The 12553-nt window shown below is 68.3% G+C and carries 12 protein-coding genes; 1 reads left to right on the forward strand and 11 read right to left on the reverse strand.

Annotated elements, in window-relative coordinates; translation table 11 throughout:
* The first annotated feature begins 112 nt into the window (after positions 1-112).
* Entirely contained in the window at positions 113-1780 is a 1668-nt protein-coding gene (locus ACFTSA_RS17705; protein ID WP_377952928.1) for a DUF222 domain-containing protein, read from the forward strand.
* Positions 1781-1807: 27 nt separating this feature from the next.
* On the opposite strand, the gene ACFTSA_RS17710 is transcribed toward ACFTSA_RS17705, so the two are convergent.
* The 11 genes from ACFTSA_RS17710 to ACFTSA_RS17760 all read right to left on the reverse strand — a co-directional run bounded on the left by ACFTSA_RS17710 (position 1808) and on the right by ACFTSA_RS17760 (position 12532).
* Positions 1808-2644, reverse strand: a complete 837-nt coding sequence (locus ACFTSA_RS17710; protein ID WP_377952929.1) for an IclR family transcriptional regulator C-terminal domain-containing protein — start codon at positions 2642-2644, stop codon at positions 1808-1810.
* A gap of 73 nt (positions 2645-2717) precedes the next feature.
* Positions 2718-3401, reverse strand: a complete 684-nt coding sequence (locus tag ACFTSA_RS17715) for a 3-oxoacid CoA-transferase subunit B (RefSeq protein WP_377952930.1) — start codon at positions 3399-3401, stop codon at positions 2718-2720.
* A 1-nt stretch (position 3402) separates the two neighbouring features.
* Positions 3403-4104, reverse strand: coding sequence for a 3-oxoacid CoA-transferase subunit A (locus ACFTSA_RS17720; RefSeq protein ID WP_377952931.1), 702 nt, complete (start codon positions 4102-4104; stop codon positions 3403-3405).
* Positions 4104-5333, reverse strand: coding sequence for a thiolase family protein (locus ACFTSA_RS17725; RefSeq protein ID WP_377952932.1), 1230 nt, complete (start codon positions 5331-5333; stop codon positions 4104-4106). The genes ACFTSA_RS17720 and ACFTSA_RS17725 overlap by 1 nt, the downstream gene beginning before the upstream one ends.
* A gap of 79 nt (positions 5334-5412) precedes the next feature.
* Complete coding sequence (pcaC, locus tag ACFTSA_RS17730; RefSeq protein WP_377952933.1) at positions 5413-5934, reverse strand: 4-carboxymuconolactone decarboxylase; 522 nt, start codon at positions 5932-5934, stop codon at positions 5413-5415.
* Complete coding sequence (locus tag ACFTSA_RS17735) at positions 5931-6749, reverse strand: alpha/beta fold hydrolase (protein ID WP_377952934.1); 819 nt, start codon at positions 6747-6749, stop codon at positions 5931-5933. The genes pcaC and ACFTSA_RS17735 overlap by 4 nt, the downstream gene beginning before the upstream one ends.
* Complete coding sequence (locus ACFTSA_RS17740) at positions 6742-8235, reverse strand: lyase family protein (RefSeq protein WP_377952935.1); 1494 nt, start codon at positions 8233-8235, stop codon at positions 6742-6744. Before ACFTSA_RS17740 ends, ACFTSA_RS17735 begins: the two co-directional genes overlap by 8 nt.
* Positions 8232-8822, reverse strand: a complete 591-nt coding sequence (gene pcaG / locus ACFTSA_RS17745; protein ID WP_377952936.1) for a protocatechuate 3,4-dioxygenase subunit alpha — start codon at positions 8820-8822, stop codon at positions 8232-8234. Before pcaG ends, ACFTSA_RS17740 begins: the two co-directional genes overlap by 4 nt.
* Positions 8815-9702: a protocatechuate 3,4-dioxygenase subunit beta gene (pcaH, locus tag ACFTSA_RS17750; RefSeq protein ID WP_377952937.1), complete on the reverse strand. Its 888-nt coding sequence runs from the start codon at positions 9700-9702 to the stop codon at positions 8815-8817. Before pcaH ends, pcaG begins: the two co-directional genes overlap by 8 nt.
* A 29-nt stretch (positions 9703-9731) precedes the next feature.
* Complete coding sequence (locus ACFTSA_RS17755; protein WP_377952938.1) at positions 9732-11651, reverse strand: bifunctional sugar phosphate isomerase/epimerase/4-hydroxyphenylpyruvate dioxygenase family protein; 1920 nt, start codon at positions 11649-11651, stop codon at positions 9732-9734.
* The gene (locus ACFTSA_RS17760) at positions 11651-12532 is read right to left on the reverse strand and encodes a shikimate dehydrogenase (RefSeq protein ID WP_377952939.1); all 882 of its coding nucleotides are present in this window, start codon (positions 12530-12532) and stop codon (positions 11651-11653) included. The genes ACFTSA_RS17755 and ACFTSA_RS17760 overlap by 1 nt, the downstream gene beginning before the upstream one ends.
* Positions 12533-12553: the final 21 nt, after the last annotated feature.

Below are 12553 nucleotides of genomic sequence, written 5' to 3' on the forward strand. Positions count from 1 at the left end.
AGATCATTTTCAAGACAAACCCTTCGCGGGGGCGTCAGTCAGAACCAGAGCCACACCGGCGGCACAAGCCAATTTCATCATTACTGTCAGACCCCCCGATCAGACTGTTTCTATGGAAGCCGTTGGGGGATTCAGCGATGACCGGGCCGTAGGGCCCGGTGCCGGTGGGTTAGCGTCCGCCCAAGCCGGTGGGTTTGTTTCCATCGGCGCCACCGCGCTTCAGAGCGTCCCTGCCGAATTGGACGCGGTTGATCACGCCATTGCTTGGCTGGAGTCGAACCCGATCACCGCCGAGGACACCGCGCTGTGGGGTTTCCGCCAGTCCGCTGACTTCGCAGCCCGGGTCGAGCAGCTCTCAAGAAGAGTGGAGCATCTGCAGGTGATCGCCGCCGGCGCCGTGGACAGGTCCCGCACAGCCGCCGTCACCGTCGCCGCCTCACCCCTCGTCCCAACCGCTGCTTCGGGTCAGGATGCGGACGCGGACCCGACCGCCGGCGCTGCCCGGAACACCGTCGAGTTCCTCCGGATAAGGCTGGGCATCAGCGCCTGCGAGGCCCGCCGCCGCCTCACCCTGGCCGAGTCCATCCTGCCCCGGCCCGGGTTCGGCGGCCAGCAGCTCCCGCCCCGCTACGAAGAGCTCGCCGCCGCGGTCAGCACCGGACAGGTCTGTTCCCGGGCCGCGACTACCATCACCCTCGCCCTGGACAAGGCCCGGCACTTCACCACCCCCGCCCGCACCGCCGAGATGGAACACGAACTCACCGTCACCGCCGTGGACAACGACGCCGACTTCGTCACCCAGGTCGCCCGGCACTGGGCCGAAGCGATCGACCAGGACGGCACCGAACCCTCCGAAGCGGCCCTCCGCCAGATCCAGGGTGCCTTCGTCCGCCGGCCCAAACACGGCCTGCACCACCTGGAAATCTTCGCCACCCCCGAACAGTTCGAAACCATCACCACCGCCATGAACACCGCCACCAACCCCCGCACCCCACCACCAGGACACGAGAACACGGCCGACGGAAACGGGAACGGCAATAACAGTGCGGGGAACGGTGAGGGGGTCCTTGCCCGCTGGGACACCCCGGGCGTCCCGGAGATCGATCTGGACCACCGCTCCCAGGGGCAGAAACGCCTCGACGGTCTCGTCGGCGCGCTGAAGGCTGCCCTCACCACCGACGCGCTGCCCGCCAACGGCGGGCACCGGCCCCAAATCCTTGCCACCATCGACTACCGCGACCTCTACGCCACAGTCGAGCAATGGCAGAACCAAAACCTCCTGGGAACCCAGGACGTACCAGGACGGGAGCCTGCCTACACCGGCCACGGCGGTGACGGCACGGCATTGTTCGCGTTCAGCGGGCCGGTGAACCCGGCCACGATCCGCAAAATCGCCTGCGATGCCGACATCATCCCCGTCCTCCTAGGCACCGACGGCAGAATCCTCGACGTCGGCCGCGCCTCACGGATCTTCCCGCCCCACATCCGCAAAGGCATTATGGCCCGCGACCAGGGCTGCGCGTTCCCCCAATGCACCATGCCCGCACCCTGGTGCGAAGCCCACCACATCACCTACTGGTCACAAGGCGGACCCACCAGCACCGCCAACGGCGTCCTCCTCTGCGGCCATCACCACCACCTCATCCACAAAGAAAACTGGACCATCGAAGTCACCAACGAAGTGCCCTGGTTCAAACCTCCGCCAGAACTCGACCCGCAAAGAAAACCCCGCCGCAACCAATACTTCAGATCACGACCGCGACGGGAATGGCGGGAATAGGCGGTCGCGGGTGGCGCCTGACTTCAGCTACCGTCCGCTGGAGAAGTCCGACGAAATGCGCTCCGCCGTGGCCACGATTTCTTTCCGCACCGACTCAAGGTAAGCCTCGCGGTCCGGCTTGGCGGCGACGGACTGTGCCTGCAGAGATACGTTGACGGCTGCCACGACTTTGCTGCCGTGGTAAACAGGCGCGGCCACGGACATCAGCCCCAGTTCGAGCTCCTGGTCCAGCACGCACCAGCCTTGGGCGCGGACCTTATCGAGGACGGCCAACAACTCTTTCACCGTGCCGACCGCGCGCGGGGTGAGCGGCTTGATCTCCGCCGCGGCCAGGTATTCCTTCAGCTGCTCCGGCGGGAGCCCGGCGAGCAGCACCCTGCCCATCGACGTCGCATAGGCGGGGAACCTGGTGCCCACGGTGATGCCGATCGTCATGATCCGGCGGGTGGTTACCCTGGCGATGTAGGCGATGTCGGTCCCGTCCAGCACCGCTGCCGACGTCGACTCCCCCAGTTTCAGCGACAGCTCTTCAAGGTGCGGCTGGGCCAGCTGCGGCAGGGAGAGCCCGGATAGGTAGGCGTAACCGAGCTGCAGTACCTGGGCCGTCAGCGCGAAGGTCTTGCCGTCGGTCCTGACGTAGCCCAGCTCCACCAGGGTGTGCAGGAACCGGCGTGCCGTGGCGCGCGTCAGGTCCGTGCGGGCGGCGACCTCGGTGAGCGTCATGTCGGCATGCTCGGTGTCGAATGCGCGGATGACCGCGAGGCCGCGTGCCAGCGACTGCACGTACTGGTCGCTCGCCGCCGGCGTCCCTTCCTTCGGCGGGCGGCCCGCCCGGGGCGTGGTCCCTGCTGCTGCGTCGGTCATGGTTACCAATCCTAATCGGCGCGAACGGACGCTTCCGGCCCCGCCCCACACCGGGGAGGCGGGAGGGAAAGCGCTACTGCTCGACGGCGGGGGCTGCGGTGAGGGGGACGGGGACCAGGGCCTGGAGTTCCTCGAGGGTGCAGCCGAAGGTTTCGCGGACGCGGACGCCGTCGGGGCCGGTGAGGAACACGGCCTTGTCGGTGTAGACGCGGGTCACGCAGCCCACGCCGGTGAGGGGGTAGGTGCAGGCTTCCACGATCTTGGAGGCGCCTTCGCGGGTCAGGAGGGTCATCATGACGAAGACGTCCTTGGCCCCCGTGGCGAGATCCATCGCGCCGCCGACGGCGGGGATGGCGTCGGGTGCTCCGGTGTGCCAGTTGGCGAGGTCGCCGGTCGCGGAGACTTGGAACGCGCCGAGGACGCAGATGTCCAGGTGCCCGCCGCGCATGATCGCGAAGGAGTCGGCGTGGTGGAAGTAGGACGCGCCGGGGAGTTCGGTGACGGGGATCTTGCCGGCGTTGATGAGGTCCTCATCGATCTGGTCGCCGGTGGCCACCGGGCCCATGCCGAGCATGCCGTTCTCGGTGTGGAGCGTGATGTTCTGCTCCGGCTTGAGGTAGTTCGAGACCAGGGTGGGCTGGCCGATGCCCAGGTTCACGAACGATCCCGGTGCGATGTCCCGGGCCACGAGCCGGGCCAAGTCGTCGCGGCCCAGCGGGGTTTCGGACGTCTGGATGGACGTTTCTACAAGGCTCATCTCAGGCCACCTGTTCTGTGCTGCCGGCGGCGGCAGTACCGCTGGAATCGATACGGACGATGCTGTTGACGTAAATGCCGGGGGTCACGATGTTCTCCGGGTCCAGCGCACCGGTGGGCACGATCTCGGAGACCTGCACGATGGTGTGTTTCGCGGCGGCGGCCATGATCGGGCCGAAGTTCCGGGCCGTCTTGCGGTAGACCAGGTTCCCCACGGCGTCGGCCTTCAAAGCCTTGATCAGCGCGACGTCGGCGTGGATGGGCGTCTCGAAGACCTGGCCGCGGCCGTCGATGATGCGGGTTTCCTTGCCCTCGGCCAGCATGGTGCCGTACCCGGTGGGGGTGAAGAACCCGCCGATCCCGGCGCCGGCGGCGCGGATGCGTTCGGCCAGGTTGCCCTGCGGGACGAGTTCGAGTTCGATCTGTCCGGCCTTGTATTTGGCGTCGAAGTGCCACGAGTCGGACTGCCGCGGGAAGGAACAGATCATCTTCCTCACCCGGCCCTCCTTGATCAGCAAAGCGAGGCCCTGGTCGCCCTGGCCGGCGTTGTTGTTCACCACGGTCAGGTCGGTCGCACCACTGTCAAGCAGCGCGTCGATCAGTTCGAACGGCTGGCCGGCGTTGCCGAAGCCGCCGATCATCACGGTGGAGCCGTCCTTGACGGCCGCGACGGCCTCCTGGGGGGAATCTACGAAGTTCAGCATTACTGATCCTTTCCGGCAGTCACGTTTTCGAGGACGACGGCGAGGCCCTGGCCGACGCCGATGCAGATCGCCGCGACACCCCACCGCTGGCCGGAGGCCTGCAGGGACCGGGCGAGGGTGCCCAGGATGCGGGTGCCGGAGGCGCCGAGCGGGTGGCCCATCGCGATCGCGCCGCCGTGGCGGTTCACGATTGCCGGGTCGATGCCCCAGGCCTTGATGCAAGCCAGGGACTGCGCGGCGAACGCTTCGTTAAGTTCGACGGCGCCCACCTGGCCCCAGCCGATTCCCGCCTTCGCGAGGGCCTTGTTCGCGGCCTCCACCGGTGCGAAACCGAAGAACTGGGGGTCGTTGCCGTGCGCACCCCGCCCGGCGATGCGGGCCAGAGGTTCCAGGCCCAGGATCGAGGCGGCGTTCTCGGACCCGATCCACGCGGCCGACGCGCCGTCGGAAAGCGGCGAGGCATTCCCGGCCGTGACCGTGCCACCCTTGGTGGCACCCGATGCAGCGTCGTCGGCCTCGGTCCGGAACACCGTCTTCAGCCCGGCGAGCTTCTCCGCCGACGAGCCCGGGCGGATGCCCTCATCACGGACCAGGTCAGTGCCCGGGACCGGGGCGACCAGGTTGTCGTAGAACCCCTCGTCCCACGCCGCGGCGGACAGGTTGTGGGAGTTCGCGGCGAACTCGTCCTGCTGGGCCCGGGTCACGCCGTACTTCTCACGCAAACGCTCGGTGGCCTCACCCAGGGAAATGGTCCACTCCTTCGGCATGGCCTTGTTCACCAGGCGCCAGCCCAGCGTGGTGGACGCCAAAGTCATGTCGCCTGCCGGGTAGGGCTTCTCCGTCTTGGGCAGCACCCACGGCGCCCGCGACATTGACTCGGCGCCGCCCACCAGGACCAGGTCGGCGTCGCCGGCGTTGATCTGCCGCGACGCGATAATCGCCGCGTCCAGCGACGAACCACAGAGCCGGTTCACCGTGGTACCCGGGATCGAGACCGGAAGCCCGGCCAGCAGCGTACCCATCCGGGCGATGTTGCGGTTCTCCTCGCCGGCGCCGTTGGCGTTGCCGAACACCACCTCGTCGATCCGCTCCACATCAAGGCCGGGAGCCCGGCGGACGGACTCGCTGATCACATGCGCGGCAAGGTCATCGGGCCGGACCCCGGCGAGGCCGGAGCCGAACTTACCGAACGGCGTGCGTACGGCGTCGTAAACAAAAGCCTGGTTCATGAATTCCTCGAATTGTCTGGGTCCCAATTGGCAGGCAGTTAATGTCGTTTTGAGGGTTCAAAACGGCAACAACTGCGAGCTAGTTGGGTGGGGTGGTGGTGTTGTCGGGCCCGGCGCTGTCCGCTGCTGCATTGTCCATGTCTGCGTTGTCCATTGCATGGAATACCTGCTGGGCAGTCTTGAAGGCGGTGTTGGCGGAGGGGACTCCGCAGTAGATGGCGGTCTGCAGCAGGATCTCCTTGATCTCGTCCCTGCTCAGTCCGTTGGTGATGGCCGCGCGGATGTGCATGGCCAGTTCTTCCCAGTGCCCGTGCGCCACCATGGCGGTGATGGTGACAGCGGAGCGCATCTGGCGCGGCAGGCCCGGACGGGTCCAGATCCCGCCCCACGCGATGCGCGTGATCATGTCCTGGAAGTCCTCGGTGAAGGCGTCCTTCTTGGCGTTGGCCTGGTCCACGTGTGCGTCCCCGAGCACTTCGCGCCGCACCACCATGCCGCCGTCGTAAATCTCCTGGCTGGTGGCATCCGGCTGGACCACACCGTTGCGCCGGGCGCCGGCCGTTTCGGTGGCTTCGGCGCTGGTCCCTTCAAATGTGCTCATTTCGCTGCTCCGCGGGTTTCGGCCCAGGAAATGAGGCTCCGCATCAGCTCGGCCACGTGGGCCGGTGCCTCAGCGGGCGCCAGGTGCGCCACGCCCTCGAGCGTGACTGCCGACGCGGTGCCGCCGCCTGCGGTGATGCCGGCGGCCACTTCTTCGGCGAACGACGGCGGCACAACAGCATCGTGGGCGCCGGCAACGGCCTGCGTGGGGACGCTGATGCTGCCGAGTTGCTCGCGCACGTCGAAGCCGGCCAGGGCCTCGCAGCAGAAGGCGTAGCTGAAGCGGTCAGCGTCGCGCAGGGAGTGCAGGAGCCGGCTGCTGACTTCGGGTTCGCGGTCCATGAACCCGGGTGCAAACCAGCGTTCGGCCGATCCCTGGATCATCACCGGGGTGCCCTGGGTGCGCACGGTCTCGGCCCGTTCCAGCCAGCCCTCGGGGGTGCCGATCTTGGCGCCGGAGCACTGCACGGAGAGGCTCTTAAGCCGGTCGCCGTGCTTAATGCCCAGCTGCAGTCCGGTGGCCCCGCCCAGGGACACGCCCGCGTAGTGGAACTTCTCGCCGGGGGCGATCGAGTCGACAAGCTCGACGACGGCGTCCGCCAGGTCGGCGACACTGAACGTTTCGGCGGCCGGGGCAGAGACGCCGTGACCGGGCAGGTCCCAGGCGACGACGTCGTAATCGTTGCCCAGGAGCGAGCCGGCCTGAGTCCACAGCACCGAGGAGGTGCCGAGCGACGGCCCGACGACCAGGAGCGGTTTGTCCCCCAGCGCGCGCTGGGGGGAAAGCAGCACTGCCTTCACTGCTGGTTTAGCCACGGGAGTCTCCGTTTCGGTCGGTTTCGGTTGAAGTGAGCGCAAAATCAGGGAAAGCTGCCAGGATACGCCGCGAGATTTCGGCGGCCTGGCCAAGGTAGCTGGCGGGGTCGAGCAGTTCCTCCAGCCGGGCGTCGGAGAGCCTGTCCGCGGGGACGGCGTCGCGCAGCAGCCGGCGGTACGTTGCGGCCTGTTCGGCCGGCGGCGCCTGCAGCGCCTTGTTGACGACGGCCTGCAGCTGCTGCTTCCCGTCGCCGTTAGATCCGGCAGCGCCGGCGTCCCCGGCGGGAAGAAGCGGTGCCACCGCGGCGGTGACCCCTTCGCTGAGCAGAAGAGGCCCGGACAGGTCCAGGTTCCGCCGCATGCCGTCGGGGAAGACCTGCAGACCCTCCGCGAGTTCCCGCACGTGGCCGGCGGCGCCGAGGGCCAGGGCGAGCAGCTGGCGCAGGGCCGGCCATTCGGCGTGCCACGCACCGTCGGGGCGTTCGTCATTGAAGGTGGCGGCCGCAAGGTGCAGCTGTGCCGCCAGACCGGGGGCCTGCAGGGCGGCGCTGCGGACCAGCACGGACAGCACGGGGTTCTGTTTCTGCGGCATCGCGGAGGAGACTCCGCGGCCGGGGGCGCGGGGTTCGGCCACTTCGGCCACCTCTGGACGGCTCAGGAACAGGACGTCCGCGGCGATCTTGCCGAGTGCGTCCACCACGGAGGCGACGCCGTCGCCCAGCGACGTCACGGCCAGCCGGTTCGTGTGCCACGGCGCGGGTGCGGCCGCGAGTCCAAGCTGCGTGGCCAGGGCGTCAGACAGCGCGAAGGGGTCCGTGGCCGGACCGGAGGTCAGCCCGGCCTTTGAAGTAAGCACGGTCCCGGCGGCGAGCGTGCCCGCCGCGCCGCCGAACTGCACCGGCAGCTCCAGCGCCTCGAGCCGGCGTGCCGCGGCCGCCAAACCTTGGAACCACTGCGCGGCCCGAAGCCCGAACGTGAACGGCAGCGAATGCTGGGTCAGGCTCCTGCCGGCGCACAGCGTGTCCGCATGCTGTTCCGCCAGCCGGGCGAGCGCCGCCGTCGTGCCTTTCACGTCGGCGAGCAGCGCCTCAACGGTGTTGCGGGCCACCAGCATGAGGGCCGTGTCCAGCACGTCCTGGCTGGTCAGCGAGGTGTGCACGGCTTTCCCAGCTCCCGCGCCGGCAGTATCCAGCGCCTTGACCTGGGTCCGGAGGTCGGCCAGCAGCGGGATCACCGGATTCCCGCCGCCCTGGGCGCGGCGGGAGATATCGGCAAGATCGTACCGGGACGCGTCGGCGGCGTGGGCCACCACGGCAGCGGAACCGGCGGGAGCGAGGTCATGCTGCTCCAGCACCGCGGCCCAGCCGGCCTCGACGGCGAGAATCGCTGCGAGGACGGCCCGGTCACCGGTCAGGGCCGCCACCAGGGGCGACGCCGACACGGGACTCAGCAGGCCGACGTCGCCCGCTGCCTGGAAGCCGGTCACTTTGCGGCGCCCCCTGTTCCGGTTCCCTCGAAGTCGAGGAAGACGGTTTCACCCTCGCCCTGGAGGCGGATGTCCCAGGTGAGTCCGCCGTCGGCGTCGCGGCGCGCGATCAGCGTCTTGCGGCGCTCGGGATCCAGTGAGGACAGCAGCCGGTCCTTCGCCAGTGCTTCCTCGTTCTCCGGGAGGTAGACGCGGGTAAAGAGGCGGTTCATCAGCCCGCGGGCAAAGACCGCGACGGAGATGAAGGCAGCGGCGCCGGGTTCGGTCGGGCCCGGGTTCACCGTGGTGAAGGTGTAGACGCCGGTATTGCCGACGGCACTGCGGCCAAAGCCGGTGAACGTGTAGCCGTCGCGGACCAGCGAACCGGTCCGGTGCACGATGTTGCCCTCGGCGTCCGGCTGCCAGATTTCGAGGATGGCGTCCGGAATCGGGTGCCCGGCTCCGTCATAGACGGTGCCCTGGAGGCGGATGGAGCCCGGGGATCCGGGGGCCAGCAGTTCGCGGTCCTTGTTGTAGGGCAGGGCGTAGCCGTAGAACGGGCCCACTGTCTGGCCCGGGGTGGGAACAAGCTTGGTGGAGTTACTCATGGTCGTCGCCTTCCGCGCCCAGCGCCTCGTTCTCAGTCCAGGTCCGCTTGGAACCCGTCAGGACGATGTCCCAGTTGTAACCCAGCGCCCATTCCGGCTGGGTCAGGTTGTGGTCGTAGGTGGCCACGAGGCGGTCGCGGGCATCCTGGTCCACGATCGACTGATAGATCGGGTCCAGCGGGAAGAGCTGGTCGCCCGGGAAGTACATCTGGGTGACGATGCGCTGCGTGAACTCGCTGCCGAACAGCGAGAAGTGGATATGCGCGGGACGCCAGGCGTTGAGGTGGTTCTTCCATGGGTAGGCCCCGGGCTTGATGGTGACGAAGCGGTAGGAGCCGTCCGGGCCGGTGATGCAGCGGCCCACGCCGGTGAAGTTGGGGTCCAGCGGCGCAGGGTGCTGGTCGCGCTTGTGGATGTAGCGGCCCGAGGAGTTGGCCTGCCAGATCTCCACCAGCTGGCCGGCAACCGGGCGGCCGTCGCCGTCGAGCACCTTGCCCTGGACGATGATCCGCTCACCCAGCGGTTCGCCGTTGTGCTGGATGGTCAGGTCTGATTCCAGCTCGTGGACGTCCTGGTGGCCGAACGCCGGCGAGTACAGCTCGATGCTTTCGGGGTCCGCGTGGTGCAGGCTCTTGGTGGGGTGGCGCAGGAGGCTGCTGCGGTAGGGCGGGAAGTCCAGGCGCGGCTGGGTTTCCGGCGCCGCACCGTCCTTCAGGGCCCGGGCGTAGGCGTCTCCGAGGGCCTTGATCTCCGCGGTGAGATCCTGCTGGGTTTCCACGCGCGGCTTCGCTGCCGGGGCCGGGGTTGCGGGTACCGCGTCCGACAGGTCCTCGGTCAGCGCGTCGGCGTTGTACGTTGCGAGATTCACGTCTTCAGGCACAGCAGCCTCCTTTCAATCTGTGGTTGGAATCAGTGGTTGGTTTGGGTCAGGCGGTGCAGATGGTCGTACTGGACGGCGTGGCGCACCGGCGCGTTGGGCGCCCCGTAGCCGTCGTAGTTGCCGCGGCGTTCCACCATTTCGAAGAACACGCTGCCCACCGTGGCGGTGTAGAAGTGCAGGAACTCGCCGTCGGCGTCGCGGTCGTAAAGCAGGTTGAGGTCCCGGAGCGTGGCCAGGAAGCCGGGGTCGAGGTCGAAGCGGGCGTCCAGGTCCTCGTAGTAGTTCTCCGGGATCTGCAGGAAGGCCAGTCCCCGGTCGCGGGCCGCGCGGGCGGTGGCCACCAGGTCATCCACGGCGAAGGCGATGTGCTCCTGGTAGGCCTTCCGCGGGGCCGTCCCGGAGTCCGCGCCGTCCTGCTGGATGACCGGGGCCAGGTTCAGGACCAGGCGCACGTCCCGGTCCGAGGTCTGCATGACCTGCGACCGGACCAGTCCGCTGGGGCTGGCCACCTCGGCGTACGGCTGCGGCTCCAGCGCCAGGGCGCTCGTGTAGAAGAGGACAGCCTCGTCGAAGTGCTGCCACGGCTGGGCCAGGTTCACGTGGTCGATCACCGCGGTCCGGTCGCCGGTGGGCACCTCGAGCCCCTCACCGAATTCGCGCGTCCAGGCGGCTGTCCCGTCGGGGTTGCCCTGGCAGAGGAAGATCTCGGTGGAGTCGGGGGCCGCGAAGCCCTGGAACACCTCCTCGTTGGCCTGGCTCTTGCGGGGAACCACGGGGGCCTTGAGCTGCTGGGCGCGGGCGGAGGCAATGACCGGGGAGTCGACGTCAAAGCCGAGCGCAGCGATGGCCGGCTCGGCGGCTTCGGGGGCCTGCTCGTTGATGATCACCCGGGCGTGGCCCATGGTCCAGAGCTGGACGTCCTTGGTGCGGTGGCGGCCGTTGAACTCGAAGCCGAGCTGGCCGAGCACCTTTTCCAGCACTCCGGTGTCCGCGGCCTTGACCTCGGCGAAGTTGAAGCCGGCGGGTTCCGCCACCTGGGGAAGGGTGGCCAGTTCCATGGGATAACGACGGCGGGCAGGGGCCGGAGGACCACCGGCAACAGCGCCTCCGGTGGCGGCCGGCGCGTTTGCGTCCAGCCACTTGGCGCTCTGCTCCTCCAGCCAGATCAGCGAGCGCATCGCGTCCACGGCGGTGCGTTCGACGTCGGACTGGCGGAAGACGTCGTTGAAGACCTCCAGCGATACCGGGCCGGTGTAGCCGGCGCGGACCACGTGGCCCATGAACTTGGCGAGCTCGAACTGGCCCTCGCCCGGAAAGACGCGGTAGTGCCGGCTCCAGGAGAGCACGTCCATGGAGAGCTTGGGGGCGTCGGCCACCTGCACGAAGAAGATCTTGTCAGCGTTGATGCCCTCGATGGGCGCGGTGTCCCAGTCCCGGGACAGGATGTGGAAGGAGTCCAGGCAGGTGCCGAGGTGGGGATGGTCTACCGTCTCCACGAGGCGGTGGGCGTGCTCGTAGTCGTTGACGTACTTGCCCCAGGCGAGGGCCTCGTAGGCGACCTTGACTCCGTGCTCGCCGGCGAGGTCCGCCAGGGCGGCGAGCTGCGCGGCCCGGAGGTCGTCGTCGTCAATCGTGGCGGTGGCAACGTTGGTGCAGACCAGGATGGTGTCCATGCCCAGCCGGGACATGAGCTTGAACTTGGCCCCGGCCCGTCGGAGGTTGGCCGCGAGCAGGTCCTCGGTCACGCTGTCGAAGTCGCGGAACGGCTGGTAGAGGTCCAGCGTGAGGCCCAGGTCGGCGGCCATCTTGCGGACGTCCTCGGGGCTGAGCGACGAGGTGACCAGGTCCTGTTCGAAAATTTCGATGCCGTCGAAGCCCGCGATGGCGCAGGCCTGCATCTTTTCCTTCAGCGTGCCGGAGAGGCAGACGGTGGCGATTCCGGTGCGCATCAGACGGCCACCTCTTCCGCCGCGATGAGCTCCAGGAAGTGGGCGCGCATCCGTTCGGCGTCGGGCTCGAGTCCGGTGAAGATCCGGAAGGCGTCGGCGGCCTGGCCCACGGCCATGCGACCGCCGTCGAGCACCTGGCAGCCCTTGGCCCGCGATTCGCGGACCAGCTCAGTTTCGATGGGGCGGTAGACGATGTCCGCCACCCAGTGCCGTGGCTCGACGAGGGCCATGTCCAGCGGGGTGCCGGGGTGGGCGGCCATGCCCACGGGGGTGCAGTGCACCAGACCGTCGGCCGCAGGCATCAGCTGCGGCAGCTCCGCCGTCGTGCGCGCGGTGACGGTGCGGTCCGGGAAAAAGCCGGCCAGTTCGGCGGCGCGTTCGGCGCAGCGCACCGGATCCATGTCCACGAGCTCCAGCGTCTGCACGCCGGCGGTGAGCAGGGCGTAGGCGACGGCGGATCCGGCACCGCCCGCTCCCAGCTGCACCACGCGGTCCAGCTTGGCGTCGGGGAGGCCGGAGGCGAGAGCAGCGGCAAAGCCGGAGAAGTCTGTGTTGTGGCCGATGAACCGGCCGTCCTGGATGACCACGGTGTTGACGGCACCGAGGCGTTGGGCGTCGGGGGCAATCTCGTCGAGGTGCCCGAGGACCAGCTGCTTGCACGGGTGCGTGATGTTCAGCCCGTTGAAGCCCATCCGGTAGGCGCTTTGCAGCAGGTCGCCAACGGAGGTGGCCGGAAGGTCCAGGTCGTGCAGGTCGATGGGCCGGTACAGGTAGCGGACGCCCTGGACGTCGCCTTCGCGTTCATGCATGTAGGGCGAGAGCGACGGCATCACGCCATCCCCGACAAGTCCTATCAGGTAGGACTCGGTTCGATTGCTCATGCGTGCGGCTCCTTTGACAAC

The organism is Arthrobacter sp. NPDC057013 (assembly GCF_042674585.1).
Taxonomy (GTDB): Bacteria; Actinomycetota; Actinomycetes; order Actinomycetales; family Micrococcaceae; genus Arthrobacter.